The organism is Streptomyces sp. NPDC054849, assembly GCF_053610945.1.
Genome location: NZ_JBSGZI010000074.1, coordinates 1 through 14,776 on the forward strand (window position 1 = coordinate 1; position 14,776 = coordinate 14,776).

15 protein-coding genes are annotated in these 14,776 nt (G+C 71.9%); 8 read left to right on the forward strand and 7 right to left on the reverse strand.

Translation table 11 applies throughout. The features are described 5' to 3' along the window. Positions 1 to 55 precede the first annotated feature (55 nt). Positions 56 to 814 carry a ferritin-like fold-containing protein gene (locus ACWGIF_RS26640; RefSeq protein ID WP_453501168.1) on the reverse strand — a complete coding sequence of 253 codons (759 nt, stop codon included), beginning with the start codon at positions 812 to 814 and terminating at the stop codon, positions 56 to 58. A gap of 471 nt (positions 815 to 1,285) precedes the next feature. Between ACWGIF_RS26640 and ACWGIF_RS26645 the strand changes: the two genes are divergently transcribed. The 3 genes from ACWGIF_RS26645 to ACWGIF_RS26655 all read left to right on the forward strand — a co-directional run bounded on the left by ACWGIF_RS26645 (position 1,286) and on the right by ACWGIF_RS26655 (position 4,425). Continuing rightward, complete coding sequence (locus ACWGIF_RS26645; RefSeq protein WP_453501170.1) at positions 1,286 to 3,214, forward strand: DEAD/DEAH box helicase; 1,929 nt, start codon at positions 1,286 to 1,288, stop codon at positions 3,212 to 3,214. A 102-nt stretch (positions 3,215 to 3,316) separates the two neighbouring features. Beyond that, positions 3,317 to 4,171 carry an alpha/beta fold hydrolase gene (locus tag ACWGIF_RS26650; protein WP_453501172.1) on the forward strand — a complete coding sequence of 285 codons (855 nt, stop codon included), beginning with the start codon at positions 3,317 to 3,319 and terminating at the stop codon, positions 4,169 to 4,171. 101 nt (positions 4,172 to 4,272) lie between these two features. Next, positions 4,273 to 4,425 (forward strand): hypothetical protein, encoded by a 153-nt coding sequence (locus ACWGIF_RS26655; protein WP_374775695.1) that lies wholly within the window; start codon positions 4,273 to 4,275, stop codon positions 4,423 to 4,425. An 85-nt stretch (positions 4,426 to 4,510) separates the two neighbouring features. Here ACWGIF_RS26655 and ACWGIF_RS26660 read toward each other — a convergent pair whose 3' ends face one another. The 4 genes from ACWGIF_RS26660 to ACWGIF_RS26675 all read right to left on the reverse strand — a co-directional run bounded on the left by ACWGIF_RS26660 (position 4,511) and on the right by ACWGIF_RS26675 (position 7,450). Further along, positions 4,511 to 5,116 (reverse strand): MarC family protein, encoded by a 606-nt coding sequence (locus ACWGIF_RS26660; RefSeq protein ID WP_453501174.1) that lies wholly within the window; start codon positions 5,114 to 5,116, stop codon positions 4,511 to 4,513. An 87-nt stretch (positions 5,117 to 5,203) separates the two neighbouring features. After that, positions 5,204 to 6,067: a PHP domain-containing protein gene (locus ACWGIF_RS26665; RefSeq protein ID WP_453501176.1), complete on the reverse strand. Its 864-nt coding sequence runs from the start codon at positions 6,065 to 6,067 to the stop codon at positions 5,204 to 5,206. 89 nt (positions 6,068 to 6,156) lie between these two features. After that, complete coding sequence (locus ACWGIF_RS26670) at positions 6,157 to 6,801, reverse strand: DUF6758 family protein (RefSeq protein ID WP_453501178.1); 645 nt, start codon at positions 6,799 to 6,801, stop codon at positions 6,157 to 6,159. Positions 6,802 to 6,865: 64 nt separating this feature from the next. Next, positions 6,866 to 7,450 (reverse strand): suppressor of fused domain protein, encoded by a 585-nt coding sequence (locus ACWGIF_RS26675; RefSeq protein WP_030385895.1) that lies wholly within the window; start codon positions 7,448 to 7,450, stop codon positions 6,866 to 6,868. A 374-nt stretch (positions 7,451 to 7,824) separates the two neighbouring features. Here ACWGIF_RS26675 and ACWGIF_RS26680 point away from each other — a divergent pair, with 374 nt between their 5' ends. Further along, positions 7,825 to 8,940, forward strand: a complete 1,116-nt coding sequence (locus tag ACWGIF_RS26680; RefSeq protein WP_453501180.1) for a magnesium and cobalt transport protein CorA — start codon at positions 7,825 to 7,827, stop codon at positions 8,938 to 8,940. 125 nt (positions 8,941 to 9,065) lie between these two features. Next, positions 9,066 to 9,581, forward strand: coding sequence for a hypothetical protein (locus ACWGIF_RS26685; protein ID WP_453501182.1), 516 nt, complete (start codon positions 9,066 to 9,068; stop codon positions 9,579 to 9,581). Positions 9,582 to 9,600: 19 nt separating this feature from the next. Here ACWGIF_RS26685 and ACWGIF_RS26690 read toward each other — a convergent pair whose 3' ends face one another. Further along, the gene (locus tag ACWGIF_RS26690) at positions 9,601 to 10,386 is read right to left on the reverse strand and encodes a hypothetical protein (RefSeq protein WP_453501184.1); all 786 of its coding nucleotides are present in this window, start codon (positions 10,384 to 10,386) and stop codon (positions 9,601 to 9,603) included. 198 nt (positions 10,387 to 10,584) lie between these two features. Here ACWGIF_RS26690 and ACWGIF_RS26695 point away from each other — a divergent pair, with 198 nt between their 5' ends. From ACWGIF_RS26695 to ACWGIF_RS26705, 3 genes are all read left to right on the forward strand, one after another. Next, positions 10,585 to 11,856: a magnesium transporter MgtE N-terminal domain-containing protein gene (locus tag ACWGIF_RS26695; RefSeq protein ID WP_453501186.1), complete on the forward strand. Its 1,272-nt coding sequence runs from the start codon at positions 10,585 to 10,587 to the stop codon at positions 11,854 to 11,856. A 106-nt stretch (positions 11,857 to 11,962) separates the two neighbouring features. Beyond that, positions 11,963 to 12,541: a DUF1003 domain-containing protein gene (locus tag ACWGIF_RS26700; RefSeq protein WP_453501238.1), complete on the forward strand. Its 579-nt coding sequence runs from the start codon at positions 11,963 to 11,965 to the stop codon at positions 12,539 to 12,541. A gap of 42 nt (positions 12,542 to 12,583) precedes the next feature. Further along, entirely contained in the window at positions 12,584 to 13,744 is a 1,161-nt protein-coding gene (locus ACWGIF_RS26705) for an Mrp/NBP35 family ATP-binding protein (protein ID WP_453501188.1), read from the forward strand. A 197-nt stretch (positions 13,745 to 13,941) separates the two neighbouring features. On the opposite strand, the gene ACWGIF_RS26710 is transcribed toward ACWGIF_RS26705, so the two are convergent. After that, positions 13,942 to 14,673, reverse strand: a complete 732-nt coding sequence (locus ACWGIF_RS26710; RefSeq protein ID WP_453501190.1) for a hypothetical protein — start codon at positions 14,671 to 14,673, stop codon at positions 13,942 to 13,944. Positions 14,674 to 14,776: the final 103 nt, after the last annotated feature.

The following is a 14,776-nucleotide window of genomic DNA, read 5'->3' on the forward strand; positions in this document are numbered from 1 at the left end:
GCCCCGGTGCGCACGAAGCGCGCCGGGGCCGACGTCGTTGTGCGGAGCCGTCCGGTCAGGCGGCGAGGCCGAGGGCGGCCATCCGCTTGGTGTGCGCCCGGGTGATCCGGGTGAACATCTCGCCGACGGCCGCCAGGTCGAAGCCCGCCGCCATCCCGTCGACGCCGCCGACCAGCATGGTGGAGAGCGCATCGCGCTCCGCGACCACGCGCTGGGCCTGCGAGAGGGCCTCGCCCATCAGCCGCCGGGCCCACAGCGCGAGCCGGCCCCCGCAGCGCGGGTCCGCCTCGATCGCCGCGCGCACCTTCTCGACGGCGAAGTTGCCGTGGCCCGTGTCGTCGAGCACACCGAGCACGAGGGCGCGGGTGTCGTTGTCCAGGTGGGAGGCGACCTCGCGGTAGAAGTCACTGGCGATGGAGTCACCGACGTAGGCCTTGACCAGGCCCTCCAGCCAGTCCGACGGCGCGGTCTGGCGGTGGAAGTCGTCGACGCCCTTCGCGAAGGGCTCCATGGCGGCGGTGGGCTCGGCCTCGATCGCCGCGAGCCGGTCCCGCAGGCGCTCGAAGTGGTGGAACTCGGCGGAGGCCATCGCGGCGAGCTCGGCCTTGTCGTCCAGGGTGGGCGCGAGCTTCGCGTCCTCCGCGAGGCGCTCGAAGGCCGCGAGCTCTCCGTACGCGAGTGCGCCGAGCAGGTCCACGACGGCGGCCCGGTACTGCGGCGAGGCAGAGGCGGTCGCCCAGTCCTGGGAGGCGATGCCCGCGGCTCCGGCGGGCGCGCTGTCGTCGGCGGGCGAGGCGTTTTCTACGGTCGACATGCTCCGCACAATAGCCCGCCGAATGCCGCTCCAAGTCACCACGGCGATTCCCCGGCTGTCCAGCTAAACGCGTCTGCCCGGTGAATTCACCCGACACACCTGCGCGATTCCGGGGTACAGTGGTAATGCGCCTGCCGAGCACTCGGCGGGCCATCCGAATGAGGATGCCCGGTCGGTGGCCCGATCGGCTCCAACCGACCGCCCTCGGTGTGGTGCGTACGTTCATGCGTACCGCCTCCCCCGAGGGGCCCCCTCAGCGGCAGATGCGCCTGAGCGAAGGCTAGTGGTCCCGCGCAGCTTCGTACGTAGCAGTACTGCAAGCACGGCACGGTACGACCCCCCTCGCCGCCTCGCGCCGCGTCTCACAGAAGAGGCAGCACCCTGACTACGTTCCGAGACCTCGGGATCTTTCCCGAGACGGCCGAAGCCCTCGAGGCCGTCGGCATTGTGTCCCCCTTCCCGATCCAGGAGATGACCCTCCCCGTCGCCCTTTCCGGCACGGACGTCATCGGCCAGGCCAAGACCGGAACCGGCAAGACGCTCGGTTTCGGCCTTCCCCTGCTGGAGCGGGTCACCGTCCCCGCGGACGTCGAGGTGGGCCGGGCCAAGCCCGAGCAGCTGACCGACGCCCCGCAGGCCCTCGTGGTGGTTCCGACCCGCGAGCTGTGCACCCAGGTCACCAACGACCTCCTGACCGCGGGCAAGGTCCGCAACGTCCGCGTCCTCGCCATATACGGCGGCCGCGCGTACGAGCCGCAGGTCGAGGCGCTCAAGAAGGGCGTCGACATCATCGTCGGCACCCCGGGCCGCCTGCTCGACCTGGCCGGTCAGAAGAAGCTCGACCTGTCGCACGTCCGGGCGCTCGTCCTGGACGAGGCCGACGAGATGCTCGACCTGGGCTTCCTGCCCGATGTCGAGCGGATCATGGGCTACCTGCCCCCGAAGCGTCAGACGATGCTGTTCTCGGCGACCATGCCGGGCGCGGTCATCGGTCTGGCCCGCCGGTACATGACGCAGCCCACGCACATCCGCGCCGTCTCGGAGGACGGCGAGGGCGCGACCGTCGCCAACACCACGCAGCACGTCTTCCGTGCGCACAACATGGACAAGCCGGAGCTCGTCTCCCGCATCCTGCAGGCCGAGGGCCGTGGCCTCGCCATGATCTTCTGCCGTACCAAGCGCACGGCGGCCGACATCGCCGAGCAGCTGGAGAAGCGCGGCTTCGCGTCCGGCGCCGTCCACGGCGACCTGGGCCAGGGCGCCCGCGAGCAGGCGCTGCGCGCCTTCCGCAACGGCAAGGTCGACGTGCTGGTGTGCACCGACGTCGCCGCGCGCGGTATCGATGTCGAGGGTGTGACCCACGTCATCAACTACCAGACGCCGGAGGACGAGAAGACCTTCCTGCACCGCGTGGGCCGCACCGGTCGCGCGGGCAAGAAGGGCATCGCCGTCACCCTGGTCGACTGGGACGACATCCCGCGCTGGCAGCTGATCAACAAGGCGCTGGAGCTGGACTTCCACGACCCGGTGGAGACGTACTCCACGTCGCCGCACCTGTTCGAGCAGATGAACATTCCGGCCGGCACCAAGGGCGTCCTGCCGCGCGCAGAGCGCACGCGGGCCGGTCTGAAGGCCGAGAACCTCGAGGACCTGGGCGAGACGGGCGGCCGCGGTGGCCGTGGCGGCCGCGGTCCGGCCGCCGCCGCCGTGGTGACCGAGGAGCGTCCGGCCCGTACCCGTACGCCGCGTCAGCGTCGCCGTACGCGGGGCGGGACGGAGCTCGCCGAGGGCGCGGCGGCCGTGACCCCGGCCGAGGCTCCCGAGACCCCCGCGGCCCCGGCCGTCGACGAGCCGCGCAGGCCGCGACGCCGCCGCACCCGTGTGGGCGCGGTGCCGGCTCAGGCCGTGGACGCCGCTCCGGTCACCGAGGCCGCTCCGGTCGCCGTGGTGTCCGTGGCCGCCCCGGTCGTCGAGGCCGCCCCGGTCGCCGTGGCGGAGGAGGCTCCGGTCAAGCCGAAGCGCACCCGCACCCGCAAGGTGGCGGAGGCCGCCCCCGAGCCCGACTTCCAGACGGCAGCGCCCCTGGAGCCGGTCAAGGCCCCCCGGGCCCGGGTCCGCAAGATCGTCGCGACCGCTCCGGAGCCGGACTTCCAGATGGCGCCTCCGGTGGAGCCCGTGAAGGCCCGCCGGACCCGTCCGCGCAAGGTCGCGGAGGCGGCTCCGGCCGTCGCCGAGGCCGTCGTGGTGGCCGAGGACGCCCCCGCCAAGCCGAAGCGCACCCGCACCCGCAAGGTGGCGGAGGCCGCTCCGGTCGCCGAGGCCGTCGTGGTGGCCGAGGAGGCCCCCGCCAAGCCGAAGCGCACCCGCACCCGCAAGGTCGCGGCCGCGCCGGAGGCGTAGGACCCGGTTCGTACGCCGATGGCCCCGATCCCCTTCCGAGGGGGCCGGGGCCATCGGCGTTCCCGGGCTGTGCCGCAATCTACGGGCCGGTAACCTCGGGCCATGAGCAAGCCGCCGCGCCTCACCCTGCCGTCCGTCGCCCGCGCGTACCGCCTCGCCACCGACCGCGGCGGCTTCGCCGTGCACGAAGCCGGTGAGCCGCTGCGCGGCACCGCTCTGCTGGTCCCCGGCTTCACGGGCAGCAAGGAGGACTTCATCGGCCTCCTGGAGCCGCTGGCCGCCGCCGGGTACCGGGTGGTCGCCGTGGACGGGCGCGGCCAGTACGAGAGCGCCGGCCCGCGCGAGGAGTCGGCGTACGCGCTGGAGGAGCTGGCGCGGGACGTCCTCGCGCAGGCCCGTGCGCTGGCGTCGGGCCCCGTACACCTGGTGGGCCACTCGCTCGGCGGGCTGATCTCGCGCGCGGCGGTGCTGCGCGACCCGTCGCCGTTCGCCTCGCTCACCCTGCTCAGCAGCGGGCCGGCCGCCATCTCCGAGGGCCAGCAGGCGCGGACGAAGCTGCTGGTCGCCGCGCTGGAGGCGATGGGCGGCGACATGCCCGGGATCTGGGCGGCGATGCGGGCCCACGATGCGCAGGACGCGGCCCGCGACTCCGTCGAGCTGGCGGACTTCCTGCGGGACCGGTGGCTGGCCACCGTGCCGGAGCAGCTGATCGTCACGGGCCGGGCACTGATCTCCGAGCCGGACCGGGTGGAGGAGCTGGCGGCCGTACCGCTCCCCAAACTGGTTCTGTCCGGAGAGGTGGACTACGCGTGGCCCGTGCCGCTGATGGATGACATGGCGCATCGCTTGAGTGCGTTGCGCGTGCTCGTGGAGGGCGCCGAGCACTCCCCCAATGCCGAGAATCCGCAGGTCACAGCCAATGCGCTCGCCGCGTTCTGGGACTCCTGCACCGCTTAGTCGTTAGCGAGTGAAAAAATTTCCTTAGCGTAGGGAATGTTTTTCTTCTACACTCGGTTGAACCCCATGCAAGGAGAAACACCGACGAAGGGAGAAGCCCCATGCGCTTCGAGATTCTGCGCCTGGACGACGTCGACGGGTCCGCCGTGGACAGCACCGTCGTGGACGCGGCCTCCGTCAACCGGATCGTGCAGCACGCCGCGTCAGTCGGCCAGCGCATTCTGATCCGACCGGCCGGGACGGCGTCCTGCTGACGCGTCCCACACCACACACACGCGACGCCCCCGCACCGACACCGGTGCGGGGGCGTTCTCGTGTCCCGGGCCGTGCGGTCGGGCGTCAGGCTCCCTGCACGACCTGCAGCACGCCGTTGATGATCTGCTGGACGGCGATCGCCGAGAGCATCATGCCGGCGAGCCGCGTCACGAGGACGACGCCGCCGTCCCTGATGACCCGGATGATCACCAGCGAGTAGCGCATGGTGATCCACAGCACGATGTGCATGGCGACGATCGCGGCCCAGACGGAGATCTGGCCGGCCGCCCCGTCCGCCTTCTGCACGGCCAGGATGACGGACACGATCGCACCCGGCCCGGCCAGCAGCGGCATGCCGAGCGGGACCAGGGCGACGTTCACGTCCTTGGTCTGCTTCGGCTCGTCCATCTTGCCGGTGAGCAGGTCCAGCGCGATGAGCAGGAGCAGCAGACCACCGGCGATCATCAGCGCCGGGACGGACACGTGCAGGTAGTCCAGGATCTGCTGGCCGCTGAGACCGAAGACCGCGATGACACCGAAAGCCACGCACACGGCCTGCCAGGCCATGCGGCGCTGCACCTTGACGGGACGGCCCGAGGTCAGGGCGAGGAAGATCGGCGTGATCCCAGGGGGATCCATAATCACAAAAAGGGTGAGAAAAAGGGATCCGAAGACGGCGAAGTCGAACACAGTGATGCCTTGCAGGAGAGAGGAGTGTCGCGAAGAAGAAGTGCGGGACGGGTGGAGCGGTCCGGACCCGGGTCGAAACCGGGCCGATCAGCGCTCGCGTCCGCCGGCGCCGGGCACCGGGAAGGCCCCGGTCGCGCGGCGCGTGATCTCGCCGTAGATCTCGGGGTCGGTCGTGTACTCCCCGAGGCCGCAGGTCTTGCGGCTGCCGTGGTAGTCGCTGGAGCCGGTGGTGAGCAGTCCCAGGTCCGCCGCCAGGCCGCGCAGCCGCGCGCGGGTGCCCGTGTCGTGGTCCATGTGGTCCACCTCGATGCCGTCCAGCCCCGCGGCCGCCAACTCGGCTATCGCGGACTCCGGCACGCACTGCCCGCGCTTGACGGCGGCGGGATGCGCGAAGACGGTCACGCCGCCGGCCGCCTTGACCAGGCGGATCGCGTCGAACGGGTCGAGCTCGTGCTTCTCGGCGTACGCGCGACCGCCGTCGGCGAGCCAGTCGGGCGTGAAGGCGTCGGAGACGGTGGGCACGACGCCCAGCTCGACGAGGGCCGTGGCGATGTGCGGCCGCCCGACCGAGCCCTCCCCGGCGATCCGGGCCACCTGCTCCCAGGTGACGCCCACACCGAGCGCCTGGAGCTTGCGGACCATGGACTGGGCGCGCGGGGTGCGGTCGTCGCGGACGAGCTCCCGCTCGCGGGCGAGTTCGGGCTCCTCGGGATCGAAGAGGTACGCGAGCATGTGCACGCCGACCCCGTCGAGCCGGCAGGACAGCTCGGCCCCGGTCACCAGCGTCAGTCCGGCGGGCAGGGCCGCGAGCGCCTCGCCGTATCCGCCCACGGTGTCGTGGTCGGTCAGCGCGACCACGTCCAGCCCGGCGCCGGCGGCGTTGCGCATCAGCTCGGCGGGGGTGTCCGTACCGTCGGAGGCCGTGGAGTGGGCGTGCAGGTCGATGCGCACAGCCGAACTCCATGGGTCGAACGGACGGGGGACACTCCAGGATAACCGGGCCGGGCCACCCGTTCGCGACCCCGGGCCCGTCCCGCCGATCAGTGGCCGCCCAGGATGCGCGGGCTCAGGGCCCCGCACGGAAGGAGCTCGACTTCGGCTCCCGCGTCGCGGAGGTCGGTGAGGACGAGCTCGTCGTACAGCAGAAGGCTGGACTGCTCCGGCCAGACGATCGCCCAGAGCCACAGGCCCCTCGCCTCGCCGGCGAAGACGGCCCGGTCGTCGGGGCCGCCGTTGACGTGCCACAGCGGCGTCGGGCGGCCCGCCGCGACGACCTTGGCGTGGGGCGGCGCCGACACGTTGATGGACGCGCCGGGGTCGGGGCCGTCGATCCCCGCGAACCGCGCGCCCAGGCCGACGCCCAGTTCCTCCGCGATCAGCAGCAGCTCACCGATACCGCCCAGCGGTCCGGGACCCGAGCAGGCCACGGCGGTCGCCCGGCCGCCGCTGCGGTCGTCACCCGCGGACGCGACCCCCGTGAACAGCCAACCCACCGGCAGCGGCCACGGCATCCACACGGGCACCCGCGTCCGGTGCACCACGACGCTCAAACCCTCGACACTGGGCGGGATGACGGGTTGCAAGGGGTGGACAGCGCCATGCACCGCGCACTGCCAGGAGTCGGAGAAGAGTCCGGGCGCCCTGACCCGGCCACCGCACTTCGGGCAACTTGGTTCACCCCTCATAGGAAGCAACGCTCCTCCCCGCCCGGGCCCCAGTCAAGGAGCGGTCACCCGTCCGGGCTGTCGGTCAGTCCAACGCGACGGCCGTACGCAAAGGGTCCCGCAGGTCCGTCCCCCGCGCGAGCCAGCGTTCCTGGAGGGCGGCCGCGCCGTGGACGCGCTTCCAGGCCGCCTCGTTCGCCGTCATCGGCAGGAGGGGGAGGAACTGCACCGGATCCATGGGCTCGTCGAGTTCCAGGTCCTCCACCAGACCGCCCGGTTCGGCCACGAGGACGGAGCTGAACGGCGCGCCGTCCCAGAGCGGCTCGCCCACGTCCAGGGAGGCCCCGGGGGCCACGATCAGCCCCTCGACCTGGGGAGAGGCGGCCAGTACCGCGAGCGGCCTGAGCAGTTTGTCGGTGGCCGCGAGCCCTGCGCGTACGGTCAGCACCAGCTCGGCGCGGGGGCCCCGTACGGGGTCGGCGACCACGGCGGTCGGATCGGTCATCGGGTGTGCGGACATCCCGAGGGTCGCGTACCGCACGAGGTCGCCCTCGGCGAAGCGGAGTACCTCGATGCGGTCGGTGCCCAGGAAGGTGACGGCCGCGCGTGCGTCGGGTTCACCGAACGCGGTGCGCAGCCGGGCCTCGACGAGGGCCAGAATTTCTGCCATGGAGCGAGCATAGAACTCGTATCAGCCGGGTAAAGGGCGGGTCTTGACCATCCGTCGGCTGATAGTGTTGACAGCTGTTCGGGGCCGCATGCCGAAGCATGCCTGAAGCTCCGGAGACAGGACCTCCCCCACGGGGGACCGGCCGGAGGAGGTGGGGCTGCAATGGATCGAAGTCGATCGTGCAGTACCAATCGCTCTTCCGCTTCTGTGACGGGTGCCTCCCGCCCCGTTTGATCTCCTGATCAGTAGAAGAGCGACGGCAGAACGTTGTCCTCCCGTCCTGTTCCCTCCGCCTGGTCCGAGCCTGCCCGCTCGCGTGGGTGGAGGGTCTCCCACCCGTACGGTCCGCAGCCGTGCGTGCGAAGGAGCCTGCCATGTCGATGCTGCCCTACCTGCGTGCGGCCGTCCGCCCGTCCCTGCGCAAGTCCCACCCCGCACAGCCCGGCTATGACACCACCCGCGACCCGTCGGCGAGCAGCGCGGTGGTCGACTGCGCGGTGTACCGCGGCGGCCGGCGGATGCTGGGCCCCGCGTGCCTGACGCCCCGTGAGGCGATCCGACGGGTCCGCGAGGACGGCGGTTTCGCGTGGATCGGGCTGCACGAGCCGACCGAGGCCGAGTTCGCGGGGATCGCCGCCACCTTCGGCCTGCACCCGCTGGCCGTGGAGGACGCGGTGCACGCGCACCAGCGGCCGAAGCTGGAACGTTACGACGACACCCTCTTCACCGTCTTCAAGACGATCCACTACGTCGAACACGCCGAACTGACCTCCACCAGCGAGGTGGTGGAGACCGGCGAGGTGATGTGTTTCACCGGACCCGACTTCGTCATCACCGTCCGGCACGGCGGTCAGGGCTCCCTCAAGGGGCTGCGCCACCGTCTCCAGGGCGACCCCGACCTCCTCGCCAAGGGCCCCTCGGCGGTCCTGCACTCCATCGCCGACCACGTCGTCGACGGGTACATCGCGGTCGCGGCGGCGGTGCAGGACGACATCGACGAGGTGGAGAGCGACGTATTCGCCGCCCCCGCCAAGGGCAGTACGCGCGGCGGCGACGCGGGCCGCATCTACCAGCTCAAGCGCGAGGTACTGGAGTTCAAGCGGGCGGTCTCGCCGCTGCTGCGTCCGATGGAGCTGCTGAGCGAGCGGCCGATGCGGCTGGTGGACCCGGACATCCAGAAGTACTTCCGGGACGTCGCCGACCACCTGGCGCGGGTGCACGAGCAGGTGGTGGGCTTCGACGAGCTGCTGAACTCGATCCTCCAGGCCAACCTCGCGCAGGCGACGGTCGCCCAGAACGAGGACATGCGCAAGATCACCTCCTGGGCGGCGATCATCGCGGTGCCGACGATGATCTGCGGGGTGTACGGGATGAACTTCGACCACATGCCCGAGCTCCAGTGGAAGTACGGCTATCCGATGGTGATGGCCTCGATCGTCGGCATCTGCTTCACCATCCACCGGGCACTGCGCCGTCACGGCTGGCTCTAGGGAGCGCGGCCTGACCGGCAGGACGCCCCCTGGGCAGCGTCCTGCCGGTCAGGGCGGATCAGGGCGGATCAGGGCGGATCAGGACGGCCTCTCGCGGCCGGGAGCCGACCCCCTACCCTGTCGGCATGACTCTCAGCACGCTCGACCTGGCCCTCGTCGAGGAGGCCACCAAGAAGTCCGGCCTCATCTGGGTCCGCGGCGCCGGGGCCGACCGCGCCCTGTGGCACGCCTGGGTGGACGGCGCGGCCCATGTGCTGGGCGACGGGCCCGGTGAGCAGCCGTTCCCGGGGCTGGCGGACGGCGCGGCCGCCGAGGTGACGGTGCGGAGCAAGGACAAGGGCGGCCGGCTGGTGGCCTGGACCGCCACGGTGAGGGAGCTGACGCCGCGCGGCGAGGAATGGGCGGCGGCGGTCGCCGAGCTCAAGGGCAAGCGCCTGAACGCGCCCGACTCCGAGGACATGACCGAGCGGTGGGCGCGGGAGTGCCGGCTGCTGCGGCTGGAGCCGGAGTCGGTCCGGGCGGAGCTGCCGGACGGTTCGCTGGCCGCGGCCCCGCTGGCGTCCCCGGTGACGACCCGCAGGGCCGTCCCGGCGGGCCTGCCGAAGCTGTTGCTGAAGCGCAGGAAGGCCGCGCGCGGCTGAGCCGTCTGCCGCCCGCGCGCTAGGGCTTCTTCGGGTCGGCGCCCTGGCCGGTGCCCTTGGAGGGGGCGGGGGCGGGGTCGCCGCCCTTGGTCGTCGGCAGCTGGGACCCGTAGTCGACCGTCTGGTCCTGGGCGGGCGGGTCGAGCGGGAACGCCTTGCCCCACTCCGCGAGTTCCACCCGGCCGGCGCCGCCCGCGCGCTCCATCAGCAGCGGGTACGGGGTCCCCTCCAGGGACACCGAGAGCTTGCCGCCCTTGCCCTCGTCCGCCGTGACCTGGACCGCGCGGGTGTGCCCGACCTTGGTGTAGGAGCCCTTGGCGAGCTTGCCCTCCAGCCCGAGCAGCCCGTCCAGCAGGACGTCCATGTCGGTGAAGCCGCGGAACTGCTTGTAGGAGGGGTCGCCCTCGGGCACCTTGACGTACTTGTCGCCGAGCTTGCCGGCCGAGTCCGACTGGCCCCAGAAACCCGCGCTCGCCTTCAGGTACAGCTGCTCCCCCACCCGCAGCAGCTGGAAGGTGTAGTCCTGCGACTTCACCTCGCCGGAGCCGCCGTCCGACTTCAGGCGCATGTCAAGGGTGAAGGACTTGCCGCCGCTCACGAGCGTGCCCGACAGGTGGACCGAGTCGGCCTCCGTGGCGGCCGCTTTCGCCTTCTCCTCGATCTTGTCGGCGGACAGCTTGCCGATGCCGTTCGTGCCCTCGTCGGGGTCCTCCCCGCAGCCCGTACCGGTGACGGCGAGGCCCGCGCACAGCACACCGATGAACGCGGCCCGGCGCAGCCGCGCGGCAGGGAAGTAGGCGGTCACGGGCAGGTGCCTCTCGTCGGTCGTCTGCGAGCAGCAGGCAGCGTACCCGTCCGTACCTCGCGGCCCGCGACCGCTCCCCGGCCGGCGAGGGGGGCCGCGCCGGCCCCGGGCGGACCGCCCCACCAGGACGCTTTCCCCGGGCACGGGCTAGCCTGAGGGGCGGCACGACTGTTGATTGACGCTCTAGGAGGCGCTCGGATGGTTGCAGGCGCCCCGCGGATCTTCGTCTCGCATCTGTCGGGTGTGCCCGTCTTCGATCCCAACGGGGACCAGGTCGGCCGGGTCCGCGACCTCGTCGCGATGCTCCGCGTCGGCGGCCGGCCGCCGCGGCTGCTGGGCCTGGTGGTCGAGGTGGTCAGCCGGCGCCGGATCTTCCTGCCGATGACACGGGTCACGGGCGTGGAGTCCGGTCAGGTCATCACCACCGGTGTCGTGAACATGCGGCGCTTCGAGCAACGCCCCACCGAGCGGCTGGTCCTGGGCGAACTGCTGGACCGGCGGGTGACGCTGGTCGCGAGCGGCGAGGAGGTCACCGTCCTGGACGTGGCCATCCAGCAGCTGCCGGCCCGCCGGGACTGGGAGATCGACCGGATTTTCGTACGGAAGGGCAAGGCTGGGGCGCTGCGCCGACGCGGCGAGACCCTGACGGTGGAGTGGTCGGCGGTGACGGGCTTCTCGCTGGAGGAGCACGGGCAGGGCGCCGAGAACCTGGTCGCCACCTTCGAGCAGATGCGCCCGGCCGACGTGGCGAACGTGCTGCACCACCTGACGCCGAAGCGTCGTGCCGAGGTGGCCAACGCCCTCGACGACGACCGGCTCGCCGACGTGCTGGAGGAGCTGCCCGAGGACGAGCAGGTGGAGATCCTCGGCAAGCTGAAGGAGGAGCGCGCCGCCGACGTCCTGGAGGCGATGGACCCGGACGACGCGGCCGACCTGCTCTCCGAGCTGCCGGAGGACGACAAGGAGCGGCTGCTGACGCTGATGCAGCCGGACGACGCGGCCGATGTGCGCCGTCTGCTGTCCTACGAGGAGAACACCGCAGGCGGTCTGATGACCACCGAGCCGATCGTCCTGCGGCCGGACGCGACGGTGGCGGACGCGCTGGCCCGCGTACGGCAGGCGGACCTGTCGCCGGCGCTGGCGGCCCAGGTGTACGTGTGCCGGCCGCCGGACGAGACGCCGACGGGCAAGTACCTGGGCACGGTCCACTTCCAGCGGCTGCTGCGGGACCCGCCGTTCACCCTGGTCAGCTCGATCGTGGACACGGACCTTCCGCCGCTGCGGCCGGACGCCTCACTGCCTGCGGTGACCACGCACCTCGCCGCCTACAACATGGTCGCGGTGCCGGTGGTCGACGAGAGCGGTTCGCTGCTGGGCGCCGTGACGGTGGACGACGTACTGGACCACCTGCTGCCTGACGACTGGCGGGAGACGGAGTTCCATTCCGAGGAGGCCGTGCGTGGCAGCTGAACGAGGGCGCTTCGACCGGGGGCGGGGCGAGCAGGCGCGCGAGCGGCGCCGGGAGCAGATCAGGGAGCGGCGGGAGCAGGCCCGGATGCAGGCGCGTGAGCAGGGCATGGCCGTGGAGGCGGCGGACCGGGCCGCCGAGCGGGCGGCGAAGGCCGCCCAGAGCACCGGGTCGAGCGCGCTGACGCGCTCGCGGGTGCGCCTGGACCTGCCGCGGGCGCCGCGCCGGTCGCTGCTGCCCGAGTACGACCCGGAGGCCTTCGGGCGGTTGTCGGAGCGGGTGGCGCGGTTCCTGGGCACGGGCCGGTTCATCGTCTGGATGACCCTGGTCATCATCGTCTGGGTGCTGTGGAACATCTTCGCCCCGCCGGATCTGCGGTGGGACGAGTACCCGTTCATCTTCCTGACGCTGATGCTGTCGCTGCAGGCCTCGTACGCCGCTCCGCTGATCCTGCTCGCGCAGAACCGGCAGGACGACCGGGACCGGGTCAACCTGGAGCAGGACCGCAAGCAGAACGAGCGGTCGATCGCCGACACGGAGTACCTGACCCGGGAGATCGCGGCCCTGCGGATGGGTCTGGGCGAGGTCGCCACGCGCGACTGGATCAGGTCCGAGTTCCAGGACCTGATCAAGGAGATGGACGAGCGGCGTCTATTCCCCGCCGAACGTGACGAAGGCGACCGCTGACAGGCTTTCCTGAGCCCTGCTACCGAGCCGTACCATCGGGGCATGGCTACCGACACAAGCTCCGCCGCCGTACCTGAGCAGGACGCGATCCTGGACGCTCTGGCGACGGTGAACGACCCCGAGATCCACCGGCCGATCACCGAGCTCGGGATGGTCAAATCGGTGGAGATCGGTGACGGCGGCGCGGTCGCGGTCACGGTCTACCTGACCGTGTCGGGCTGTCCCATGCGCGAGACCATCACCCGGCTGGTCACCGAGGCCGTCGAGAAGGTCGCCGGCGTCACCTCGGTCGCCGTCACCCTGGACGTGATGAGCGACGAGCAGCGCAAGGACCTGGCGGCCACGCTGCGCGGCGGCACCGCCGAGCGCGAGGTGCCCTTCGCCAAGCCGGGTTCGCTGACCCGCGTGTACGCGGTCGCTTCCGGCAAGGGCGGCGTCGGCAAGTCCTCGGTCACGGTCAACCTGGCCGCGGCGATGGCGGCGGACGGCCTGAAGGTCGGCGTGGTCGACGCGGACATCTACGGCCACAGCGTGCCGCGCATGCTGGGTGTGGACGGCCGTCCCACCCAGGTCGAGAACATGATCATGCCGCCGTCGGCGCACGGTGTGAAGGTCATCTCCATCGGCATGTTCACCCCGGGCAACGCCCCGGTGGTGTGGCGCGGGCCGATGCTGCACCGGGCCCTCCAGCAGTTCCTGGCGGACGTGTTCTGGGGGGACCTGGACGTGCTGCTGCTGGACCTGCCGCCGGGCACGGGCGACATCGCGATCTCGGTGGCCCAGCTGGTGCCGAACGCGGAGATCCTGGTCGTCACCACCCCGCAGCAGGCGGCGGCCGAGGTGGCGGAGCGGGCCGGCTCGATCGCCGTGCAGACCCACCAGAAGATCGTCGGAGTCGTCGAGAACATGTCGGGCCTGCCGTGCCCGCACTGCGACGAGATGGTGGACGTCTTCGGTTCGGGCGGAGGTCAGAAGGTCGCCGACGGGCTGACCAAGACGATCGGCGCGACCGTGCCGGTGCTGGGCTCGATCCCGATCGACGTCCGGCTGCGCGAGGGCGGCGACGAGGGCAAGCCCGTCGTCCTGTCCGACCCGGACTCCCCGGCCGGCGCGGCCCTGCGGGCGATCGCGGGCAAGCTGGGCGGCCGTGCGCGCGGCCTGTCGGGCATGTCGCTGGGCATCACCCCGCGCAACAAGTTCTGACCGTACGGACACACGCGAAGGGCGCCGCTCACCGAGCGGCGCCCTTTCGCGTACCCGTCACCTGGGGCGGGTCCCGTGCGGCCGGTCACGTGCCACGGGTCATCCGCGGCGCGTTACCCGTGGTGCGTTACCCGTGGTGCGTTACGCGTGGCACGTCACCTCCGGCGCGTTACCCGTGGCACGTCACCCGTGGCGCGTCATTCGTACGAGCCGAGGTCCGCGATGGCCGCGAAGCCGAGCCCGTACGCGCTCATCCCCCGCCCGTACGCACCCAGGTGCACACCGCTCCCCGTGGAGCCCGCCAGCACCCACCCGAACTCCGACTCGCGGTAGTGGAACGGCGTCGGCTCCCCGTCCACCGGCAGCGACAGCGTCGACCAGTCCTCGCCGGCGAGGTCGTCCGCGAGTTCCCAGGCGGCCTCGGTCTGCTGGTCGAGCCAGTCGTCGCGCAGGGAGTGGTCCATCTGTCCGGGCCAGCTGTAGGCCAGCAGCCCGGAGCCGGCCAGCCAGGCCGCCGAGGAGACCGAGGTGGCCTCCAGGACGCCGGTGCCGTCGCCGCTGCGGCGCAGCGGGTTGCTCGCCACGGTGATCACCACCGCGAAGCGCTCCTTCTCACCGGTGGCGATCTCGCCCCGGGCGGAGGGCTCGTCGCCGTGGCCGGTGGAGCCGTGCTCCACGGTTCCGTCGGCGGCGATGCCGACCTGCATGAGCCAGCGGGGGCCGGTGAAGGCCCCGTCCAGCCCGTACCAGGGGAAGTCGGCCGCCAGGAACCCCTCGGCCGTCCGGCGGGCCGCCGGTACGGGCGCGGTGGGCTCCTGTGGCTGTGTATCGCTCTGCGGGCTGGTATCCGGTTCCTGCGCGGGTGCGTCGGCGGAGGCGGGTGCCTCGGCGGTCTGCGCCCCTACCCGGCTGCTGCTCGTCGTCTCCATGTGGGCGGCCTCTCGTTCCGTGGGGTCCGGAACGGCCCCTCCCCCTCGCTGTGCTGGGGGGACCCCCTCCCTCGGGCGTCCTGCGATCCGGACAGATGGAGGA

Excerpts from the sequence above, each read along its gene's own strand:
- ACWGIF_RS26650 (WP_453501172.1), top strand. The coding sequence starts at position 3,317 with ATGAGCAAGCCGCCGCGCCTCACCCTGCCGTCCGTCGCCCGCGCGTAC.
- ACWGIF_RS26655 (WP_374775695.1), top strand. The coding sequence starts at position 4,273 with ATGCGCTTCGAGATTCTGCGCCTGGACGACGTCGACGGGTCCGCCGTG.
- ACWGIF_RS26670 (WP_453501178.1), bottom strand. The coding sequence starts at position 6,801 with ATGAGGGGTGAACCAAGTTGCCCGAAGTGCGGTGGCCGGGTCAGGGCG.
- ACWGIF_RS26705 (WP_453501188.1), top strand. The coding sequence starts at position 12,584 with ATGGCTACCGACACAAGCTCCGCCGCCGTACCTGAGCAGGACGCGATC.
- ACWGIF_RS26700 (WP_453501238.1), top strand. The coding sequence starts at position 11,963 with ATGGCCGTGGAGGCGGCGGACCGGGCCGCCGAGCGGGCGGCGAAGGCC.
- ACWGIF_RS26695 (WP_453501186.1), top strand. The coding sequence starts at position 10,585 with ATGGTTGCAGGCGCCCCGCGGATCTTCGTCTCGCATCTGTCGGGTGTG.
- ACWGIF_RS26640 (WP_453501168.1), bottom strand. The coding sequence starts at position 814 with ATGTCGACCGTAGAAAACGCCTCGCCCGCCGACGACAGCGCGCCCGCC.
- ACWGIF_RS26710 (WP_453501190.1), bottom strand. The coding sequence starts at position 14,673 with ATGGAGACGACGAGCAGCAGCCGGGTAGGGGCGCAGACCGCCGAGGCA.
- ACWGIF_RS26680 (WP_453501180.1), top strand. The coding sequence starts at position 7,825 with ATGTCGATGCTGCCCTACCTGCGTGCGGCCGTCCGCCCGTCCCTGCGC.
- ACWGIF_RS26675 (WP_030385895.1), bottom strand. The coding sequence starts at position 7,450 with ATGGCAGAAATTCTGGCCCTCGTCGAGGCCCGGCTGCGCACCGCGTTC.
- ACWGIF_RS26645 (WP_453501170.1), top strand. The coding sequence starts at position 1,286 with ATGACCCTCCCCGTCGCCCTTTCCGGCACGGACGTCATCGGCCAGGCC.
- ACWGIF_RS26685 (WP_453501182.1), top strand. The coding sequence starts at position 9,066 with ATGACTCTCAGCACGCTCGACCTGGCCCTCGTCGAGGAGGCCACCAAG.